This window comes from Arthrobacter sp. MDT2-3 (assembly GCF_059090465.1).
The window spans coordinates 118,346-138,073 of sequence record NZ_JBNHFS010000002.1 but is presented as its reverse complement, the minus strand read 5'-3'; the positions used below and the strand labels follow the sequence as shown (position 1 = coordinate 138,073).

Here is a 19,728-nt window from a genome sequence, read left to right as displayed (position 1 = left end):
CAAATTAGACATGAGTCACAGGCCACAAGATGGTGCCTGACGCTGCGGGGAAGACCTATCCTCGAATAATCATGACAACAGCCTCGAGCATGGATCCGTCAGCAGGCGCTGCAGCGGAATCCGAAGCCAGCGACCTCCCGGCCGCCGCCGTGGAATCACGGCCCATTGGAGTCTTCGATTCCGGCGTAGGCGGTTTGACGGTGGCACGCTCCATCATCGACCAGCTTCCCAACGAGTCCATCCTTTACGTAGGGGACACCGCACACGGACCCTACGGCCCCCTGCCCATCGCGGAAGTCCGGGCCAACGCCCTGGGCGTGATGGACGAACTGGTGGACTCCGGCGTCAAGCTGCTCACCATAGCCTGCAACTCGGCGTCGGCCGCTGTGCTGCGCGATGCAAGGGAACGGTACACCGCCAGGTACGGCATCCCGGTCATCGAGGTCATCCAGCCCGCTGTGCGCCGTGCCGTTGCTGCCACCCGCAGCGGCAGGGTGGGTGTGATTGGCACCTCCGCCACGGTGGGTTCCCGGGCCTACGAGGACACCTTCGCCGCCGCCCCGGACCTGCGCATCACCTCGGTGGCGTGCCCCGAGTTCGTTAGCTATGTGGAAGCCGGGATCACTACCGGCCCGGCCCTGCTGGCTGTCGCGGAGGAGTACCTCGCCCCGCTGAGGGCTGCCGGCGTTGACACCGTGGTCCTGGGCTGCACGCACTACCCGCTGCTCACCGGCGTCATCTCCTACGTGATGGGAGCCGACGTAACCCTGGTGTCCAGTGCGGAGGAAACCGCCAAGGATGTGTACCGTGCCCTGGCCACCCACAACCTGCAGCGCACCGACGCTACGCCGCCGGAACACCACTTCGTGGCAACCGGGGACGCGGGCCAGTTCGAGGCACTGGCGCGCAGGTTCCTGGGACCCGAAGTACTCTCTGTCCGGCACGTTGACCACGTCTCCGCCCAGTACCCCACCGGCAGCCTGGCCCGCATCACCCCCGAGATGATTGCGGCCGCGCAGGATGCCCGCAGCCGCCCCCGGATATCCAACTTCGTGGGCAGCTCAGTAACCGGAGGCACCGGCCAGTGAAGCTCACCATCGTAGGCTGTACCGGATCCTTCCCCGGCCCCGGCTCCCCGGCGTCGTGCTACCTCCTGACGGCGAACGACGGCGAGCGGACCTGGAAAGTGGTGATGGACCTGGGCAGCGGTGCACTGGGTGCCATCCAGCGCTACACCGACCTTGAGGACATCGACGCGATCTTCCTCACCCACCTCCACCCGGACCACTGCATGGACCTGTGCGGCCTGCACGTGGCTGTCCGGTGGAAGCCGGGCGGCTGGGGCCGCGGGCGGATTCCGGTCTGGGGACCAGCCGCCACGGCAGACCGGATGGCCACCGCCTACGGCCTGGAGCTGGACCCGGGGATGCATGAGGAGTTCGACTTCACCAACTGGGCCGAACGTGAAGCGGTGACCGTTGGCCCGTTTACCGTGACTCCCTTCGCCGTCAACCACCCCATCGAGGAGTGCTACGCCCTCCGGGTGGAAGTGGTGGAGCCGGACCAGGAAGGCAACAACGTCTCCCGGACCCTGACCTACTCCGGTGACACCGACTCCTGCGCCGGGCTGGAGGAGGCCGCCAAGGACGCCGATCTGTTCCTCTGCGAGGCGGCGTTCGAGGAAGGCCGTGACGACGGCATCAAGGATGTCCACCTGACGGGCAAGCGTGCGGGGGAGGCCGCGGCCGCTGCCGGCGCGCGCCGGCTCCTGCTGACGCACATTCCGGTATGGACCTCGCAGACCACCGTGATGGCCGAGGCCCGTCCGGTCTTCGGCGGCGACGTCGCCGTGGCAGTGGCCGGCGTCCACTACACAATCTAGGCGCACTGGTTCAGCGGCGCCTGGAATCCGGCAGCGGCCCGCAGTGGATAAGCTAAAGGCATGACTTCTGAAGCAACTGCAGTGCCCATTGTGCGCGCCGACGGCCGCGCCCCGGACCAGCTCCGGCCCATCAGCATCACGCGCGGATGGTCCAACCAGGCTGAAGGATCGGCCCTGATCGAGTTCGGCAACACCAGGGTCCTGTGCACCGCTTCCCTCACCCCGGGAGTCCCGCGCTGGCTGAAGGGTGAGGGCCGCGGCTGGGTGACGGCCGAGTACGCCATGCTTCCCAGGGCCACGAACACCCGTTCCGACCGCGAATCGGTCAAGGGCAAGATCGGTGGCCGCACCCACGAGATCTCCCGGCTCATCGGCCGTTCCCTGCGTTCCATCATCGACACCAAGGCCCTGGGCGAAAACACCATCGTGCTGGACTGCGACGTCCTTCAGGCAGACGGCGGAACCCGGACCGCAGCGATCACGGGGGCCTATGTTGCGCTCGCTGACTCCATCAGGTTTGCCCGTGACAACAAGCTGATCGCGAAGAACGCCCAGCCCCTCATCGACACCATTGCTGCGGTGTCGGTGGGCATCATCGACGGCGTTCCCATGCTGGATCTGCCCTACGTTGAGGACGTCCGGGCTGAGACCGACATGAACGTGGTGGTCACGGGCTCCGGCAAGTTCGTCGAAGTGCAGGGTACCGCCGAAGGTGCCCCCTTCGACCGCGCCGAACTGGACCAGCTCCTGGACCTTGCCCTGCTGGGCACCACCCAGCTCGCCGCAATCCAGCGCGAAACCCTGGCAGATACCCTGTGAGCGGGGCGTCCGCCGCCCCGCGCCTGGTGCTCGCCACCCATAACAAGGGCAAACTCCGGGAGCTGCGCGAACTGCTGCGGGGGCAGGTGCCGGGGCTCGACGTCGACACGCAGGTCGTGGATGCTGCGGCGGCAGGAGCCCCCGACGTCGTCGAAACCGGAGTTACTTTCGCCGAAAATTCGCTGCTGAAGGCGCGCGCTGTCGCCGAAGCAACGGGCCTGGTGGCCATCGCCGATGACTCCGGCCTCGCCGTGGACGTGATGGGCGGGGCGCCGGGAATCTTCTCGGCGCGGTGGGCCGGCAGCCACGGCGACGACGAAGCAAACCTGCGGCTCCTGCTCAACCAGCTTTCCGACGTGCCGGATGCCCACCGGGGCGCGGCTTTCGTCTGTGCGGCCGCGCTGGCAGTACCCGGATCCGACAGCGGACCCGGGCGCGAAGTGGTTGAATACGGCCAGCTGGAGGGCGTCCTGCTGCGTGAACCCCGCGGCGACGGCGGTTTCGGCTACGACCCCGTCCTGCAGCCGGCGGGGGAAAAGCGGAGCTGTGCGGAGCTGACCGCCGACGAGAAGAATGCCATCAGCCACCGCGGCAAGGCCTTTCGCGCGCTCCTGCCGGCAGTCGTTGAGGCCCTGCGGGACCGCTAACCGCCCTCGCCGTTTTAAAACAGTTGTGCTCCCCGCCGGAACGGGGAGCACAGCTGTTTGACGTTTAGGGGTCTTGCCGGCCGCACGGACAGCGCCGGCGACCTAGTCTGAGCGGGTTCCCTCAGGGATATCGCGCGTTGCCTTGTCCTCGTTCTGGGGGGCATGTTCCTCGACGCGGACGCCCTCATGGATATCGCGCGGCGTCTTGTGCTCGTTTTCGGGGGCATGTTCCTCGATGAACTCATCCACCGGATCGGTGCCGTAGGCCTTCGCCTGGCGCTTTGCCGACACGCCGCGGAGGACTTCGACGCCGATGGGCAGGACCGATACCAGGACGATGGCAATGAAGATGATGTCCAGGTTTTCACGGACCCAGGGGACACGGTCACCCAGCAGGTAACCCAGGAGCGTCACGCCGCCGCCCCAGAGCACAGCGCCGATCACGTTGAAGAGGAAGAACTTCTTTTTGTTCATCTGGGCGACGCCGACGATGACCGGGACGAAGGTCCTGATGATCGGGACGAAGCGGGCCAGGATCAGCGCCTTGCCGCCATGCTTTTCGAAGAACGCGTGCGCGTTCTCAACGTTTTCACGCTTGAAGAGGCGGGAGTTGGGCTTGTTGAAAATGGCCGGACCGGCTTTGGAACCAATCAGGTAACCGGTCTGGTTGCCGATAATGGCCGAAACCATGATCAACAGCGCAAAAAGCCACACGTTGAACTTGATGGTGCCCGTGGCAACCAGCAGGCCTGCGGTGAAAAGCATGGAGTCTCCCGGCAGGAAGAAGCCCACCAGCAGCCCGGTTTCCGCGAAGACGATGCCGCACACCAACAGGACCACCCAGGGTGCCAGGGCAGGATCGGCCAGGAAGACCTGGGGGTTCAGCCAGTCGGGCAGGAAGGATGCCAGCTGTGGCTGCACCGGTCCCGCACCACCCAGCATGGACACAGCGAAGTCGTTCATCACAGGAAAGTTCACCACTCAAGGGTACTTGACGCACCTCAGGCCCCGGCCGCAGCGGGGTTTCCCGCCACCATCCGGACGGGTGATATCCACGACAGGGCCGCACGGCTGACGCGGGAAGGAAGGTCCCCGGAGGTAAGGTTGGCCCGTGGGTTTGGACTTTACGGCGATCGACTTCGAAACAGCGAACGGATTCCGGGGCTCGCCCTGCGCCGTAGGACTGACGAAGGTCCGGGGCGGAAGGGTTGTCGAGGAAGCTTCGTGGCTCATGCGACCGCCGGCCAACCATGACCACTTTGATTACCACAACGTGCGTATTCACGGCATCACTGCCCGGGATGTTGCCGGAAGGCCGCGCTTCGGGGAGCTTTTCCCCGAGATTGGCGCCTTCATCGGCGACGACATCCTCGCCGCGCACAATGCCGCCTTCGACCTGGGCGTCATCCGCTCCGGACTCGAAGTCTCAGGACTGGCCGGCCCGGCCTACGACTACGTCTGCACCGTGATGCTCTCCCGCCGGTGCTATTCGCTGGTGTCGAACTCCCTGCCGTTTGCTGCCGAGGAAGCCGGCGTGCCCCTGGTCAAGCACCACGACGCCGCCGAAGATGCGCGTGCCTGCGCAGGCATCCTGATCGACATCGCCGGCCGCAACGGAGCCAACAGCATCGCTGAGCTATATCTTTCCCTGGGGCTCGTGATGCCGCGCCAGGAGGCTTTTGATCCGGCGCGGGACGGGTTGTCGAAGCCGAGCCTGGCTGCGGTGTCCAGCTCCACGGGCGGAGCGGCGCTGGTCAGGCCGTTCCAGTCGGGCTGGCCGGAGGAGGGGGTTAATCCGGACCCCAACCCCGATGCCCACCCCGGCCACCCGCTGTATGGCCAGACGGTTGTTTTTACGGGACAGCTCTCCATGGCCCGGCCGGAAGCGAAGCTGCGGTCGGCGGAGGTCGGTGCCCGGCCCGAAAGCAGGGTCACCGGACGCACCACCGTCCTGGTGGTGGGAGACGGCTTTGTGGCCTCCGACCTCCGCTCCGGCAGGCTCACGGGCAAAGCCCGGCGCGTTCTGGAGCTCCATGAGCGCGGCCAGGCCATCGAGGTCCTGTCCGAGGGGGAGTTCTTGCAGATGGTGGGCAGCTTCGCCGCTGCCGCTGTCAGCGCCTGAGGCCTGCGCGCCGTCCAGGTTCACGCGGCGCAATAATGCTGCCTCCGGCGTCGCCTACCCCTAGCCTTGGCTCATGCGCGCGCTGTTTGCCTTCCCCAACCCCGTCAACGAGTATGCCGCCCGGGTGACGGCAGGGCTCGTTGTGCTGCTGGCCCTGGTTACCGCAGCCACCGGGTCGGGACGGGGACTGCTGGCCATCGCCGTCGGGTTTTGGCTTCGGCTGCTCTTCGGCCCCCGGATCTCGCCGCTGGCCCTGCTCTCCGTCAAGGTCATCACGCCCCGGCTGGGCCGGGTCAGGCTGGTTCCGGGGCCGCCCAAACGCTTCGCGCAGGGCATGGGAGCTGTGGTTTCCACCGTGGCGCTCATCCTGTTCGTTGCCGGCGCGGCTCCGGCCGCCTGGACCGTGCTGGGAATCCTCATCGTTGCGGCGTCACTGGAGGCGTTCGCCGGCTTTTGCCTTGGCTGTGTGATCTTCGGCTTCCTGCAGCGGCGCGGCCTGATACCGGAAGATGTCTGCGAGGCCTGCAACAACGTCAGCCTTCGGCGGACGTAACCGCCACGAGCTGGTCGGCCATGCCGCGGATGACTTCCGGCGCCTCCAGGGCCGCAAGCCATTCGCCGGGCAGGCAGTCCTCGCCGTAGAAGGCCCCGAGGATGTTCCCTGTCAGTGAGCCAGTGGAATCACTGTCGCCGCTGTGGTTGACGGCCAGGGCCACGGCTTGGCGGAAGTGTTGCGCCGGGTCGGGAACGGTTGCGCCGGCGTCGGGAAGGGTAGCCAGGGCAGCGTAAAGCGCGACGGCGAGAGCTTCCTCAGCCACCCATCCCTCGCCAAGTGCCTGGACCAGTTCCTCCGGCGTCACGATGCCCTTGCCGGCCAGCCGGAGTGCGCCCTCCAGCCGCTCGGGCAGTTCGGGAGCCACCCCCTCGAAGCCGGTGGCGTGGGCGAGGGCTTCAGCGGCCGCTTCGCGCAACCCGTCCCCGGCCACGAGCCGATGGATCAGGAGGCTGAAGGTTCCGGCGCTCTGGCGTGCTGACGGATGGCCGTGCGTCAGGGAGGCGGCGTCGGAACTCAACTTGTAGACGGCGTCGGGCGTAATGTGCGGGATCAGCCCGAACGGGGCGGACCGCATCACCGTCCCGCACCCCTTCGACTCAGGGTTCACCGGCCGGACCGAGGTGCCCATTTCGCCTGTCGCGAGGCCGGAGATGCAGGCCTTGCCGGGATGCCGCCGCTGATGCAGGACCGGCTGCCCATCGATCCAGCGGGGCTGGGGCGTCGGGGCCGATGCCGGGGCCGCTTCGCCCTGCGTCGCGAGCCAGCGCAGGTACGCAAGCCATAGGCAGGCGTTGACGTCGGCGCCCACCCCCGAGTTCGCCCATTCCAGCGCCTCCACGAGGCCGTCCACGGTGTAGAGCGTCATTTGGGTGTCGTCGGAGAAGTGGCTCGCTCCTGCCAAAGCCTCGAAACCGGTCACACCGGATGCACCGAAGCGGGTGCGGATCCGCTCGATCGAGTCGAACTCCACTGCGTAGCCCAGGGAGTCGCCAAGTGCGCCACCCAGGAGGCAGCCATGGATGCGGGACTTGAGGGAGGGTATGGAAGTGTCCGGCTCGATGCTCATGCAGTAAATTTACCGTGGTGTGCCGGGGCCCTTTGACGCGTGCCGGCGTGGGCCGCCACCCTCCGAACTTCCTGTCCGGCGAACGCACAGCCTCCACTGGAATAATGCCCGGGTTGCCTGCGAGCAATCCCCGTCCGCCTATCTGAAGGTCGCCACCATGAGTACGCCTGCCCCGGCCCGTCACGATGCACTGCAGCAGTCCGGATTTGAAGCAGCCCGGCCAGGGCTTCTGCCCCGGTTGACCGGCGAGGCGTTCGGCAGCTTCTTCCTGGCAGTGGCCGGTCTCGGTGTGCCGCTGTTCAGCCTTCCGCAGTCCAGCCCCTTGCCTGCTGCCCTTGCTGCAGGCCTTGCGGTTACCGCTGCCATGCTTGCTTTTGGACACGTTTCGGGCGGTCACTTCAACCCTGCCATCACTGCCGGCCATCTCCTCGCCGGCAGGATCCGTCCCGGCGCGGCTGCCGCCTATGCCGCAGCCCAGCTGGCTGGCGGCCTGGTGGGGGCACTGGCCCTCTACGGGATCCTGCGCACGCTGCCGGGGATTGCGGACAGCCGGACAGCGTTCGATACGGTAACGGCCGGCTTTGGCGAACACTCCATCATCCAGGCGCCGCTGGCGGCAGTGCTCCTCCTGGAAATGCTGGGAGCCGCAATCATTGTGGCCGTTTTCCTGGGCACGGCCGGCAGAAACAACACCAGCCGCACGGCTGCCGCAGCCGCGGTGGGTCTGTCCTTCGCCGTTCTCCTGCAGCTTGGCCAGTCCGTTGGGAACCTGCCCTTCAACCCTGCCCGGGCCGTTGCCTCTGCAGTATTCAGCTCGGGGTGGGCGCTTGAACAGGTCTGGGTGTTTGTGGCCGCTCCGCTGGTGGGCGCTGCCGTGGCCGGGCTTGTTTTCCGGACTTTTGGCAATGGTTCCCCCTCCCCGGGGTCGGGAGAATCCGCGATGACCGCCGCGGAAGGAACCGGCAGCGTATCCCATGGGCTTGAAGCCGGAGAGGACGCAGTTACAGGAAGGGACACGGCGGTCCAAGCCAGCGAAGCGCAGGAGTTCTTCGAGGGCAAGCGTGGTTGATCGCCGCACCTGCGGGCGTTGCCGGAAGTGTCAGTGGCAGCCGCTAGCGTAGAAACATGAGGTTACTTCACACATCGGACTGGCATTTGGGGCGGTCCTTCCACGGCGTCGGCATGCTGGATGCGCAGCGGGCTTTTGTCGACCAGCTGGTGGAGGCCGTCACCCGGCATGCGGTGGACGTTGTGCTGATTGCCGGGGACGTCTACGACCGCGCCTTGCCCGGTGTGGATGTGGTCCACCTGCTTGATGACGCCCTGGTCCGGCTGACGTCGGCGGGAGCCCAGGTGGTGCTCACCAGCGGCAACCATGATTCCGCCATCCGCCTGGGCTTCGCCTCGCGCTTGCTGGAGCGCGGCGGAGTGCATCTGCGGACCAGGCTGGAGAGCCTTGACCAGCCCCTGCTGCTGCCGGCGGGCACAGCGTCTGCCGGGGGAGCATCCGCAGGTGAAGCGGTAGTGGCCATCTACGGCGTACCCTGGCTCGAACCACGGCTCGTGGCCGAACAGTTGGGCGTCCAGGCCGCCAGCCACTTCGAGGTAACCCGCGCGGCCACAGAACGCATCCGCCAGGACATCGAGCGCCGCTCAGAGTCGCAAACAGTCCATTCCGTAGTGCTCGCCCATACCTTTGCCAGCGGGGGCATCAGCTCAGACAGCGAACGCGACCTCAGCATCGGCGGCGTGGGCGCCGTCCCGCTGGACCTCTTTGACGGCTTCAGCTACACCGCCCTGGGCCACCTGCACGGGCGGCAGTCCCTGTCGCCCCACGTCAGGTACTCCGGATCCCCGCTTGCATACTCCTTCTCGGAAGCCTCCCACCAGAAGGGGGCATGGCTCATAGACATCGATGCCGACGGCGTGGCCGGTGTCCAGGAAGTCCTGTGGGATGCCCCGCGAACGCTTGCAGTGTTGCGTGGTCCCTTGGCCGAACTGCTCGAGTCGCCCGAACACTCGTGGGCCGAAACCGCCTACTGCCAGGTGACCCTGACCGACGCCCAGCGTCCTGCCCGCGCCATGGAACGTCTTCGTTCACGGTTCCCCGACACCCTGGTGCTGGGGTTTGATCCTGAGGGTGGACCTGGCGCCGCCCCCGCAACGTACAGCAGCAGGCTCGCGGAAGCGCCCGATGACCTCGGTGTCTGCTGCGGCTTTCTGGAGCATGTGCGCGGACGCGTCCCGGACGACGCCGAAAAGGCGGCGCTCGCGGGCGCCCTGGAGAACGTCCGGCTCCAGGAGGTTTCGCGATGAGGATCCACAGCCTCCGCATCTCCGGCTTCGGTCCCTTTGCCGGCACCGAGGAGGTCGATTTCGACAGGCTGAGCGCGCACGGCCTTTTCCTGCTCAATGGCCCCACCGGTGCGGGAAAAACGAGTGTGCTGGACGCCATCTGCTTCGCCTTGTACGGGTCCGTGCCGGGAGCACGCCAGGACGGCAAACGCCTTCGCAGCGACCACGCCGAGCCCGGCCAGGAACCCGCCGTCAGCTGCGAATTCTCCGCACAGGGCCGCCGCTTCGAGGTAACGCGTTCGCCTGCCTGGGAAAAGCCGAGCGCCAGGGGCAGGAATGGGTTCACCACGCAGCAGGCCAAGACCCTCCTGCGGGAACGCGTGGACGGCACGTGGATCGAAAAATCGGCACGGAATGACGAGGCAGGGGCGGAGATACTCGCCCTGCTGGGAATGGACCGTGAGCAATTTACCCGGGTGGTGATGTTGCCGCAGGGTGATTTTGCTGCTTTCCTTCGGTCTAAAGCCACTGACCGGCTCGAGCTTTTGCAGAAGCTTTTTGGCACTGAACGGTTCGAAGCGGTTGAACAGGAGTTGTCCCGCCAGGCGCAGGCTGCAAAGGAGGAAGTGTCCGTCCTTGCCGGCCGGCTGGAGCTACTGGCGGCCCGGGCAGAGTCGGAAGCGGCAACCTTGCAGCTTGACGAGGCCGATGGCCAGGCCACGGACAACCCTGCTGCAAGGCTTGACTGGCTGAAGGATACCGCCGCGCAACGGTTGCACGAACTGGTTGACCAGGCAAAAACCGCGGAGTCGGCAAGCCAGGAACGTGCAAGGAAGGTCGCCGCCGAGACCGCACGCAGGGACCGGCACCGCAGGCTGGAGGAAGCGACGTCACGGCAGTTAGCCGTGCAGGACGCCGTGCCGCGGCTGGAGAGCCTGAAACTCCGGCTTGGCCGGCACCGGCAGGCAGAAGTACTCGCCGGACAACTGCGCAGCGTGGACGCGGGAGCGGTCAAAGTCCGGCGCGCAGCCGATGCCATGGAGTCGGCTTTTACGTTGCTTCGCCTGGCCGCGGACGAAGACCCTGAACTCGCCCAGCTGGATCTCGGCTTCCCGGCAGACGACGCACTGGACCTCTCCGGGCCCGCGGCGGTTCCCGGCGCAGCTGACGAACTGAACCGGATCCGGTCCCTGCTGGCGGTGGTCGAAGCAAGGCTTCCGGACGAAGACCGGTTCAAGGCGCTCCGGTCCAAACACCAGCAGCTGGTGGACAAACAGCAGGACCTTACCGAAGCCGGGGCCGCACTCGCCAGACGTGTGGAGAGCCTTGCCGAGGAACGGTCCCGCCTCGCCGACGGGCTGGGGCTATTGGAGGTGCGGGCCGGAGTGGCGGCCCTGCGCGCGAAGGAAGCAACGGCGGCCGAGGAGTTGCTGGACGTGGTCCGGCGCTACGCTGCGGCCTCGACCGTCCGCGATGCGGCGAAGCTGGAACACGACGCCGCCCGGGAGAACCAGCTGGAAACCAAACGGCGCTGGCTTGACGTGAGGGAGCAGCGGCTGGCCAATGCCGCAGCCGAGCTCGCTGCCACGCTGGTGGAGGGAGAACAGTGCCCGGTATGCGGAAGCCCCGAGCACCCCTTGCCGGCGGCGGCTGAGGAGGGCGGCGCAGGACTTGTCCAGGAGGAGGAAACAGCCCACCAGCTCCACGAAGCCGCCGAAACCGAATATGCAGCGGCCGGCCACAGGCTGGCCGAGGCCAACCAGCTGGTCGCCGTCCTCGCCGGCCAAGGTGGAGAAACAGCCAAGGAGGAGGCCGCCGGCGCGGCCCGGGAAGCGCGCCGCGCCGCAGCCGACGCTGAACAGGCAGTTAAGGATCTCGCGGCGGCACGGTCGCGGCTTGAAGCACTTGAAGCCGACATTGCGGCGGCACAGGCGTCCCGCTCCGGCACCGAGGCAGAGTTGGCCCTGGCCGCGTCCTCCCTTGCGGACATGGCTGAGCAGTCGTCCTCCCTGGACCACGCATTGGCAGGGTTGCGGGCAGGCCACCGCAGTTTGGCCCACCGGTTGCGTGCCCTGGAGAACGCTGCAGCGATGCTGGGCAAAGCCGTTGATGCCCAGGCCGAGCTTGGCTCTGCCAAAGCCCAGGCCGCGGAGGCACTGGAACAACTCGAGCAGGCGTTGCCGGAGGCCGGGTTCACCACTGCTGAGGAGGTCCGGAAACACTTGCTGGCCGCCAGTGAAGCTGCTGCTCTGGAAGCCGACATCCGGTCCGCCCAGGACGAAGCCGCCAGGGTGGCGGAGCTGTTTGCATCAGAGGACATTGTGCTTGCCCTTGAGGAGGCGGCTGCCGGGCTTGCGCCGGATGAGCAGCAGTTCGCCGCCCTGCAGGCGGAGGCTGCAGCTGCCCTAAAGGAAGCCCGTGATGCGGACTTGGCAGCAGGCCTGGCCAGGCGCTGCCTGGAGTCGCTGACCTCCATCCATACCGGCTACGAGGAGTTGGCCGGGTCCGCCCGCGGGCCTGCCGAGCGTTCCCGCATGCTTTCCGGCCTGGCGGACGCGGCGGCCGGCAGGGGAGACAACACGTACCGCATGAGCCTGAACAGCTACGTACTGGCAGCGCGGCTGGAGCAGGTGGCCCTGGCGGCATCAGAACGCCTGGTGGCCATGAGTGACGGCCGGTACCTCCTGCAGCACACGGACGCGAAGGCGGCCCGCGGTGCGAAGTCCGGGCTGGGGCTTGAAGTGGTGGATCAATGGACCGGGCACCGCCGGGACACGTCCACCTTGTCCGGCGGCGAATCCTTTATGGCGTCGCTCTCCCTGGCTCTCGGATTGGCAGACGTTGTCCAGCAGGAGTCGGGCGGGGTCGAGATCGAAACGCTCTTTGTGGACGAAGGCTTTGGGAGCCTTGACGAGCAGTCCCTCGAACAGGTGATGGACGCTTTGGAAGGCCTGCGGGACGGTGGCAGGGTAGTGGGACTGGTCAGCCACGTAGGGGAGATGAAGCAGCGGATTGGAACGCAGCTTCAGGTGCTGAAGACACGAAACGGTTCAACCCTGCGGATAGCCGAAGCCCTGGACGTCCAAAGCTGAGGGAGCGGGATAAGCCGGATATACTTGGACGGTTACCGGGTTCGGCGCATCGGGAGGAGGGACGATGCGCATAACTGAACGAGCCCGAATTGAAATCCTCCACTTCCCTTTCACCTGGCCAGCCCTCCACTTCGGGGCAGTCCGCCCCTCCCGCCTCCCAGGCTCCTGCCAAACCGCAGCCTGCCTCCGGTGGCCGGTTCGCCAGGCTTCCACAACTTGCCGGCCGCGGCTTCCTTCCCCTGGGTCTTCTTGCCCGGCTGCCCCTGGCCATGCTCACGGTAGGCACCTTGACCCTCGTCACATCCAACAGCGGTTCCTATGCACTGGGCGGAACCGCCGCTGGTGCGGTGGGCATCGGGTCGGCACTGGGAGCTCCGGTCCTGGGGTCCCTCGCCGACAGGCGGGGCCAACGTCCTGTCCTGTTGCTGGCTGCAGCCCTTAATACTCTGGCCGTCGTGGGTTTGATCCTTGCAGCCTCTGCCATGGGGGCGGCGGCGGGCTTCCCGGCTGCCGTGCTGGCCGCTGCGTTCCTCGCGGGGGCCAGCTGCCCGCAGGTGGGCCCGCTGGCCCGCGTGCGGTGGATGGCGCTGACGTCCCAGGGCAATGCACCGGACAACCGGCGGGACCTGGACACGGCACTCTCCTACGAAAGCACAGCGGACGAAGTCACCTTTGTGCTGGGACCGGCACTCGTGGGCATCCTGGCCAGCCTCCTGGCACCCTGGCTTCCGCTCGCGCTGGCCGCAGCGATGACCATCACGCTCGTTCCCGCGTTCGCTGCCCACCGGACGCATCGGGCAGTACCGGCGGCACGCCGCAGACCTCCGGCAGCGGGACGCCGCGGGCGGGGCGGGATGCCGGCAGCCGTCCTTTTGCCAGTGGTCGCCATGGTGTGCATGGGCACGTTCTTCGGCTCAACGCAGGCGGCGTTGAGCTCCTTCTCCGCCAGCTATGCCACCTCGGAACTCGCCGGACTGCTGTATGCAGTGATGGGGCTCAGTTCCGCCGCTGCCGCCCTCTCGGTTGCCTATTGGCCGCAGCGTTTCAGCCTTTCCTTGCGCTGGCTGGTGTCTGCCGCGCTGATGGCAGGACTGGCCGTCCTCCTGCTGGTGCCGTCATCACTGGGCGCGATGGTGGCCGTGCTGCTGATCCTGGGTGTCCCGGTGGGCCCGGTTATGGTTACCGTCTTCGCCGTCGGCGGAGTGGTGGCACCGGAGGGACGGCTGGGCACCGTTATGACCGCCCTGGCCAGCGGCATCGTCGCCGGCACCGCGATCGGCTCGTCCCTGGGCGGCGGGCTGGCACAGGATCACGGCTACGCGGCGGCCTTCCTCGTTCCCGCCTGCGCGGCCTCGGCGCTGGCACTCCTCGGGGCAGCGGCCGTCGTCGTGCTTCGCCGCCGGTCCGCCCGCTGACAGCGGCCTCAGGCCAGCTGACGTTCGATTCTCGCCGCGCTCTCGGCCAGCGCCGCGCCCACCGCCGCGGGTTCGTGCGCGGAGCGGATATAGACGACGGCGAGTGCCGCCGGGCGGCCGCCCGGCACCCGGACGGGCGCGGCAAGTGAGGAAACCCCGGCGATGACCTCGTCGTGGCTGGCCGAGTACCCGGCGCGACGGGCTTCGGCGGCTTCGGGACGGTACGGGACGCCGGTCTCCAGCCGGTCCCACTCAGCTTCAGTCAGCGCGGACTGGATGGCGATGCCTGGCGCACCCGCGTTGATGGGGTGCCTGGTGCCGGGATGCTGGGCTACCGTCGCGCCCGAATGCCGGGGCTCTACAGTCACCAGGGTGATGCAGTCGTGGTGGTCCCACAACGCCACAAAAGCCGTCATGTCCAGCGTGTTGGCCAGATGCGTCAGTTCGGGAAGTGCAGCACTCTGGAGGTTCCGGGAAACGCTTCGGGCCAGGACGGCAAGGCCGGGTCCGGGCTGTACCCGTCCGCCGTCGTCCCGCACCAGCAGCGAGTGGTCCTCGAGCGTGCGCAGGATGCGGTACGCCACGGAGCGGTGGACGCCCATGGCATCGGCGAGCTCGGCGATGGTCATCGGTTCCGGCGCAGCCGCCAGGATCTCAAGGGCGCGGATGCCGCGGGAAAGCGTCTGGGAGGGGGAAGCCTGCGCCGGCGCTGCTCCGGCCGGGGCTGCGGCGGTGGGAGTCATGCTGTCCATCCTAGGTTGCTCTCGGCACAGTACTGCGGTTCTGATGTTGCCTGCCGTCCGGGCTGGCATTCCGCAATGAGAAAGGGAAGTTCAAATATAGAACTTCCCGCCCCCGCAGTCCATCGGTTGGCAGGCTTTGAAGGGTGGATAAGAGCCTTCCGCAGGCAAATTCAGCCAAGGCGTGTCCTGCCTCACAGTTTCGTAGTACTCTTTCAACTAACTGACCGTTCTGTCGGTAATCCTGAAGGCGCCCGGCAGCCAGCCTGCCGAATAAACAATGGAGTTTCAATGACCACACCTTCGAAGGTGGATACACTCGCCGGTCCGAGCACCCGGCGTGAGGAGCGCAAAGTCCTTGCCGGCACCCTGGTCGGCACCACCATCGAGTGGTACGACTTCTTCATTTTTGCCCAGTTGACCGCAACGCTGCTGTCGCCCCTGTTCCTGGCGCCGCTGAACGAGTCCAACCCGGGCCTGGCGCAAATCCTCTCCTTTGCCCTGATCGGCATCAGTTTCCTGTTCCGCCCATTGGGCGCAGTGGTCGCCGGACACCTCGGCGACCGGCTGGGACGCAAGGCAATGCTGGTCTTCACCCTGGTGATGATGGGTGCCGCCACCGCACTCATCGGGATGCTGCCCACCTACGCGCAGATCGGTGCCTGGGCGCCCATCCTCCTGATCACCCTGCGCATCGTCCAGGGCTTCTCGGCCGGCGGCGAGTGGGGCGGCGCAGCGCTGATGGCAGTGGAGCACGCACCCCTGAACAAGCGCGGCCTGTTCGGTGCCTACCCCCAGATCGGCGTGCCGATCGGCATGATCCTTGCCACCGGCCTCCTCTTCTTCCTGAACACCAGCATGTCCAGGGAGGACTTTGCGGCCTGGGGCTGGCGGGTTCCGTTCCTGCTCTCCATCGTCCTTATCGTGGTGGGTTACCTGATCCGCCGAGCTGTCGCTGAAAGTCCGGTCTTCCAGGAGATGGCCGCGCGGAAGCAGGAAAGCAAGGCGCCCCTGGGTGTACTTGTCCGGAGCCACAAGAAACCCGTCCTGTACTCCACCATGATTTTCATCGGCAACAACGCGGCCGGTTACCTGCTGATCGCCTTCTTCATCGCCTATGCCACCAGAACCCTGCAGATGCCTACGCCGCAGGTCCTCCTGGCCACCACCCTGGCCTCCTTCGGCTGGCTGATCTTCACCCTGGCGGGCGGCTGGCTGTCAGACCGCATCGGGCGGGTCAAGACGTTCCTCACCGGCTACGCGATCATCTTCTTGTGGATGATTCCCATGTTCGCCCTGATCGACACCAGGAACATTTGGCTGTACGGCGTTGCATTGTTCGTCCTCACCGTCGGCCTCGGCCTGTCCTACGGGCCCATGTCCGCGATGTACGCCGAAATGTTCCCGGCCAATGTCCGGTACTCCGGCATCTCCATCGGGTACGCTTTCGGCGCCATCCTCGGCGGAGCCTTCGCTGCGACCATCGCCGAATTCCTGCTGCAGACCACCAAGTGGGCCGGTTCCATCGGCATCTACATCATGGTCCTTTGTGTCATCTCGGCCATCGGCGTGCTGCTGGCCAAGGAGACCAAGGGCCGGCCGCTGGGCGTCAGCCACCACTAATCCCCGCCGTTTCCCTAACCTCGCTCCGCTTCGGCCAGGGAACCCTGACGGCGTGGGCCCAATACCGTTTCCAAACCGGGACCGGGCCCGGACCATATTGGTCCGGGCCCGTCCTGGTATCCGGCGGCGTTGCACCGGCCTGAAGGCGGCTACTGCTTCAGGAAGCTGATGGCGTCACCGTCCGTGAGCTGTTCGAAATGCCGGTAGAAGCTGCCCACGGCGCGGAACTTGCCCGGAAGATGCAGGCACAGCACGGCGTCGCACACCCGCTCCACGGATGACGCCGCTTCTATCGAGGCCACCGGGGCGGCGGCCACCACGGTTTTCGCCCCACCTCCGCGGACGGCTTCGATAGCGGCGCGCATGGTGGCGCCGGTGGCAAGGCCGTCGTCGATCAGCAGGACCGTTTTGCCGGAAATGTCCTGGCCTGTTCCCGGATAGAGGTCCACCCGGCGCAACAGTTCGGCGCGTTCGCGCTGCTCCACCTCGTCCAGCAGTTCCTGGCGCACTCCATGCTCAAGTACCCTGTCCACCAGTGGCTTGTTGAGCAGGCGGACCGTCCGGCCACGCGCCCACGCGAGGGCTCCATACGCCGTTTCCTGGTGTCCCGGGATGCCGAGTTTGCGCACCAGGACAGTTCCCAGCGGGAGGTAGAGGGCTTTGGCGGCCGAAGCCGCTACGGGAATACCGCCCCGGGCAAGGCCAAGGACAACGGTGCCGGGCTGCCCGCGGAACTGTCCGAGTACTGCGGCCAGCCTCTCGCCGGCCTCCGTGCGGTCTTCAAAGCGCGTCACCATGGTTCCCTCCCGGCTATTTCCGGCCCTCACTTCAGCCTACCGCCGGGGGCGGGGCAGCAGGAGGCAGCCGGCAGGCGCGGGGATTATTTAGACGGCGAGGAACGTGATGGCTGCCTGCTTGAAGGCCCGGCTGGTGACCGCATTGGTGTGGTTCCGGCCCGGCAATATGACCTCTTCGACCAACGCCCCGGCGTTGCGTGCGAGCCCGGCGAGTTGCGGCAGGCTGGCGGCGCGTTCATCCTTGTCGCCGGCCACCAGGAGCATGGGTACGTGGGGTACCGCCTCGGCAGGGTCGTAGGGTTCGGCCTTGATGGCTTCCACCAGGGAGAGCAGTGCAAAGATGTTGTTGCTGGGCAGCAGGAGGGCCATCTTGAGCAGCCGGGCGGTGGACTCGTCAGCGATCGGGGTCCCGTCCGCGAGGTAATCCTGCGCTGCAACGAGATCGAAGGCCGCGAGCGGATCCGCGACGTTCGGCCCGCCCAGCACCAGCCGGTGCACGATCTCGGACTGGGTGGCGCCGAACTCCCAGGCGAGCCGGGAACCAAGGGAATACCCCACTATGTCCAGGCCGCTGGAAGGGTCTCCGTCCTGTAAAGGGCGCACACCGGCGTCGAACGCTACCTGGAGCAGGTCCGCCCGGATCCTGCTGGGGGAGTAGGAGTCCATGTCCTCCGGCGCCCCGCTGCGGCCGTGCCCGGGGAGGTCCACAGTGATAACGCGGCGGCCGGCGTCAAGCAACGCAGCCACCCAGCCGGTGTCCTCCCAATTCAGCTTGCTGGAGGACGAGAAGCCGTGCAACAGCAGAACGGGCCGGAGCCCGGCGTCCACCGCAGGATCATGCACCCCCACATGTAACTGGGGATCTGTTCCCTCTACAGTGTGCGAATGCTGCTCGCCGGTGTGCCTGCCGCTCATGGTGCCAGTCCTCATCAACTACGGCGCACAGGCGGACCCGGCGCGTGGAACCTCGTCCTTCGGGACTACTCTACCTGCCGGAAGTGCCGGTAATTCCACCCCGGATCCTGCCTTGCCGCCACGCCCAACCGGGTGGCACCAAGAGCGGTCTTCGGCGGTCAGAGCGGCAATTAACGCCCCTATGTGGACCGGTTCGTCCTGGCGTTGTACCTACCGGCCAGGGCGCAGGCCACCGCGATCCCGGCAATCAGTCCGATGGTGCTGAAGAGCTGGATGCGGCTGCTTTCGGCGCTGAAGCCCACTGCGAAAATCAGGCCCAGCAGGACGAGCCCCACGATGGTCAGGGCCGGGAAGCCCTTCATCCGCAGGGGCAGCGGCGTGCCCTCCCGGTCTGCCCGGCGCCGCAGGATCAGCTGCGAGACCAGCGCGCTGCCCCACACCACCAGACACGTGGATCCCACCAGCTGGAACAGGGCAGGAAGGATCCGCTCGGGAAACAGCAGCTCCAGCACCGTGGCCACGAAGCCGAAGGCCACTGACACCCCAACAGCCAGCATGGGCACGCTGGCACCGCTCAGCCGGGTGAGGAACCGAGGTGCTTCGGCCCGCTCGGCGAGGGAATAGACCATGCGGGAGGCCCCGTAGAGGTTGGCGTTCAACGCCGAAAGGAGCGCGACGACGGCCACCAGGGTGATGGCCGTTGCCGCGCCGGGGATGCTGGCGGCATCCAGAACGCCGGCGAACGGGGAGGCCAGGCTTTCCGATGTAGCCGGAAGGACGGCTGCGATCACGAAAACAGAGCCGATGTAGAAAACCAGGATGCGCCACACAACCGTCCTGATGGCTTTGCCCACGCTGTGTTCCGGATCCTCCGTCTCCGCCGCCGCCACGGAGACGATCTCGGTGCCGCCAAAGGCGAAAATCACCACAAAAAGGGCGGAAGCGATCCCGCCAAGGCCTGCGGGGGCAAAGTCCGACGTCAGATTGGCCAAGCCGGGGGATGCCACATCCGGCAGCAGGCCCAGCAGCAGGGCAGCCCCCACCACCAGGAACAGGACGATCGCGGCAACCTTCAGAATGGCGAACCAGAATTCGAACTCACCGAAGTTGCGGACCCCTGCGAGGTTGATGGCGGTGAAGACAACCATAAAAATAAGTGCCAGCGCCCAGACCGGAATGACCGGCCAGATCGTAAAGAGAAGCCCGGCGGCTCCCAGCGCCTCTGCGGCGATCACCACTACCAGCTGCAGCCACCACAGCCAGCCGATGGTGGCACCGGCCGTCCTTCCAAGCGCACGTTCGGCATACACAGAGAAGGCGCCGCTGTTCGGGTTGGCGGCAGCCATCTCGCCCAGCGCCCACATCACCAGGATGATCAGGGTGCCGGCCACCAGGTAGGAGATGAGCACTGCCGGGCCGGCAGCCTGGACCCCGGCCCCGGATCCCAGGAACAGCCCGGCGCCGATGGCGCTGCCCAGGCCCATCATGGTGAGCTGGCGGGGTTTCATGCTGTGGCCCAGGTGGCCCTGCGGACGCAGTTGGATGGACTTCATCGTCATTTTGCTACTGAACCTTCTTGGGGTTGTGAGTGGTGGCTCCTCGTGGGACCTCTCGAATTTACCGTCTGCAAAGCAGCTGCCGGTAGTCGGCGCCATGATCCCCGCGGGATGAGCCCGGGAAGCGTGGGCTGAAATATTTGGCAATTCAGAGGGTGCGGCCCGTAGAATTAGTTTTGGTCACGATGACCATAACTAATCGG

At 66.6% G+C, this 19,728-nt stretch carries 17 protein-coding genes; 11 read left to right on the top strand and 6 right to left on the bottom strand.

What is annotated here, in order from left to right; genetic code table 11:
- Positions 1-71: 71 nt before the first annotated feature.
- From murI to rdgB, 4 genes are read left to right on the top strand one after another with little or no spacing between them, the layout of a single operon-like run.
- Positions 72-1,088, top strand: coding sequence for a glutamate racemase (murI, locus tag AC5RUQ_RS06260; protein WP_493946514.1), 1,017 nt, complete (start codon positions 72-74; stop codon positions 1,086-1,088).
- A complete protein-coding gene (locus AC5RUQ_RS06255; RefSeq protein ID WP_493946513.1) occupies positions 1,085-1,882 on the top strand; it encodes an MBL fold metallo-hydrolase in 798 nt (265 codons plus the stop codon). Before murI ends, AC5RUQ_RS06255 begins: the two co-directional genes overlap by 4 nt.
- A 60-nt stretch (positions 1,883-1,942) precedes the next feature.
- A complete protein-coding gene (rph, locus tag AC5RUQ_RS06250; RefSeq protein ID WP_163162542.1) occupies positions 1,943-2,701 on the top strand; it encodes a ribonuclease PH in 759 nt (252 codons plus the stop codon).
- Positions 2,698-3,348, top strand: a complete 651-nt coding sequence (rdgB, locus tag AC5RUQ_RS06245; RefSeq protein ID WP_493946512.1) for an RdgB/HAM1 family non-canonical purine NTP pyrophosphatase — start codon at positions 2,698-2,700, stop codon at positions 3,346-3,348. Before rph ends, rdgB begins: the two co-directional genes overlap by 4 nt.
- A gap of 102 nt (positions 3,349-3,450) precedes the next feature.
- Here the strand turns inward: rdgB and AC5RUQ_RS06240 are convergent, their stop codons facing one another.
- Entirely contained in the window at positions 3,451-4,311 is an 861-nt protein-coding gene (locus tag AC5RUQ_RS06240; RefSeq protein ID WP_493947173.1) for a DedA family protein, read from the bottom strand.
- A 148-nt stretch (positions 4,312-4,459) separates the two neighbouring features.
- Between AC5RUQ_RS06240 and AC5RUQ_RS06235 the strand changes: the two genes are divergently transcribed.
- Positions 4,460-5,470, top strand: coding sequence for a 3'-5' exonuclease (locus AC5RUQ_RS06235; RefSeq protein ID WP_493946511.1), 1,011 nt, complete (start codon positions 4,460-4,462; stop codon positions 5,468-5,470).
- Positions 5,471-5,543: 73 nt separating this feature from the next.
- Complete coding sequence (locus tag AC5RUQ_RS06230; RefSeq protein ID WP_493946510.1) at positions 5,544-6,023, top strand: DUF4395 domain-containing protein; 480 nt, start codon at positions 5,544-5,546, stop codon at positions 6,021-6,023.
- Here AC5RUQ_RS06230 and AC5RUQ_RS06225 read toward each other — a convergent pair.
- Positions 6,004-7,092 (bottom strand): ADP-ribosylglycohydrolase family protein, encoded by a 1,089-nt coding sequence (locus tag AC5RUQ_RS06225; protein ID WP_493946508.1) that lies wholly within the window; start codon positions 7,090-7,092, stop codon positions 6,004-6,006. The genes AC5RUQ_RS06230 and AC5RUQ_RS06225 overlap by 20 nt on opposite strands.
- 157 nt (positions 7,093-7,249) lie before the next feature.
- Here AC5RUQ_RS06225 and AC5RUQ_RS06220 point away from each other — a divergent pair, with 157 nt between their 5' ends.
- The 4 genes from AC5RUQ_RS06220 to AC5RUQ_RS06205 all read left to right on the top strand — a co-directional run bounded on the left by AC5RUQ_RS06220 (position 7,250) and on the right by AC5RUQ_RS06205 (position 13,894).
- A complete protein-coding gene (locus AC5RUQ_RS06220) occupies positions 7,250-8,161 on the top strand; it encodes an MIP/aquaporin family protein (RefSeq protein ID WP_493946507.1) in 912 nt (303 codons plus the stop codon).
- A gap of 56 nt (positions 8,162-8,217) precedes the next feature.
- Entirely contained in the window at positions 8,218-9,408 is a 1,191-nt protein-coding gene (locus AC5RUQ_RS06215; protein ID WP_493946506.1) for an exonuclease SbcCD subunit D, read from the top strand.
- On the top strand, positions 9,405-12,479 hold the full coding sequence (locus AC5RUQ_RS06210; protein WP_493946505.1) for an AAA family ATPase: 3,075 nt from the start codon (positions 9,405-9,407) through the stop codon (positions 12,477-12,479). Before AC5RUQ_RS06215 ends, AC5RUQ_RS06210 begins: the two co-directional genes overlap by 4 nt.
- A gap of 89 nt (positions 12,480-12,568) precedes the next feature.
- Complete coding sequence (locus tag AC5RUQ_RS06205; protein WP_493946504.1) at positions 12,569-13,894, top strand: MFS transporter; 1,326 nt, start codon at positions 12,569-12,571, stop codon at positions 13,892-13,894.
- A gap of 8 nt (positions 13,895-13,902) precedes the next feature.
- Here the strand turns inward: AC5RUQ_RS06205 and AC5RUQ_RS06200 are convergent, their stop codons facing one another.
- Positions 13,903-14,637, bottom strand: coding sequence for an IclR family transcriptional regulator (locus AC5RUQ_RS06200; protein ID WP_493946503.1), 735 nt, complete (start codon positions 14,635-14,637; stop codon positions 13,903-13,905).
- 288 nt (positions 14,638-14,925) lie between these two features.
- Between AC5RUQ_RS06200 and AC5RUQ_RS06195 the strand changes: the two genes are divergently transcribed.
- Positions 14,926-16,257, top strand: a complete 1,332-nt coding sequence (locus AC5RUQ_RS06195; RefSeq protein WP_493946502.1) for an MFS transporter — start codon at positions 14,926-14,928, stop codon at positions 16,255-16,257.
- A gap of 149 nt (positions 16,258-16,406) precedes the next feature.
- Here the strand turns inward: AC5RUQ_RS06195 and AC5RUQ_RS06190 are convergent, their stop codons facing one another.
- The 3 genes from AC5RUQ_RS06190 to AC5RUQ_RS06180 form a co-directional block, all read right to left on the bottom strand.
- A complete protein-coding gene (locus AC5RUQ_RS06190) occupies positions 16,407-17,054 on the bottom strand; it encodes a phosphoribosyltransferase (RefSeq protein WP_493947172.1) in 648 nt (215 codons plus the stop codon).
- A gap of 87 nt (positions 17,055-17,141) precedes the next feature.
- Complete coding sequence (locus AC5RUQ_RS06185; RefSeq protein WP_493946500.1) at positions 17,142-17,969, bottom strand: alpha/beta fold hydrolase; 828 nt, start codon at positions 17,967-17,969, stop codon at positions 17,142-17,144.
- A 179-nt stretch (positions 17,970-18,148) separates the two neighbouring features.
- Positions 18,149-19,528, bottom strand: coding sequence for an amino acid permease (locus AC5RUQ_RS06180; protein ID WP_493946499.1), 1,380 nt, complete (start codon positions 19,526-19,528; stop codon positions 18,149-18,151).
- Positions 19,529-19,728 lie beyond the last annotated feature (200 nt).

Excerpts from the sequence above, each read along its gene's own strand:
- murI (WP_493946514.1), top strand. The coding sequence starts at position 72 with ATGACAACAGCCTCGAGCATGGATCCGTCAGCAGGCGCTGCAGCGGAA.
- rph (WP_163162542.1), top strand. The coding sequence starts at position 1,943 with ATGACTTCTGAAGCAACTGCAGTGCCCATTGTGCGCGCCGACGGCCGC.
- AC5RUQ_RS06240 (WP_493947173.1), bottom strand. The coding sequence starts at position 4,311 with ATGAACGACTTCGCTGTGTCCATGCTGGGTGGTGCGGGACCGGTGCAG.
- AC5RUQ_RS06230 (WP_493946510.1), top strand. The coding sequence starts at position 5,544 with ATGCGCGCGCTGTTTGCCTTCCCCAACCCCGTCAACGAGTATGCCGCC.
- AC5RUQ_RS06225 (WP_493946508.1), bottom strand. The coding sequence starts at position 7,092 with ATGAGCATCGAGCCGGACACTTCCATACCCTCCCTCAAGTCCCGCATC.
- AC5RUQ_RS06220 (WP_493946507.1), top strand. The coding sequence starts at position 7,250 with ATGAGTACGCCTGCCCCGGCCCGTCACGATGCACTGCAGCAGTCCGGA.
- AC5RUQ_RS06215 (WP_493946506.1), top strand. The coding sequence starts at position 8,218 with ATGAGGTTACTTCACACATCGGACTGGCATTTGGGGCGGTCCTTCCAC.
- AC5RUQ_RS06210 (WP_493946505.1), top strand. The coding sequence starts at position 9,405 with ATGAGGATCCACAGCCTCCGCATCTCCGGCTTCGGTCCCTTTGCCGGC.
- AC5RUQ_RS06200 (WP_493946503.1), bottom strand. The coding sequence starts at position 14,637 with ATGACTCCCACCGCCGCAGCCCCGGCCGGAGCAGCGCCGGCGCAGGCT.
- AC5RUQ_RS06195 (WP_493946502.1), top strand. The coding sequence starts at position 14,926 with ATGACCACACCTTCGAAGGTGGATACACTCGCCGGTCCGAGCACCCGG.
- AC5RUQ_RS06190 (WP_493947172.1), bottom strand. The coding sequence starts at position 17,054 with ATGGTGACGCGCTTTGAAGACCGCACGGAGGCCGGCGAGAGGCTGGCC.
- AC5RUQ_RS06185 (WP_493946500.1), bottom strand. The coding sequence starts at position 17,969 with ATGAGCGGCAGGCACACCGGCGAGCAGCATTCGCACACTGTAGAGGGA.
- AC5RUQ_RS06180 (WP_493946499.1), bottom strand. The coding sequence starts at position 19,528 with ATGACGATGAAGTCCATCCAACTGCGTCCGCAGGGCCACCTGGGCCAC.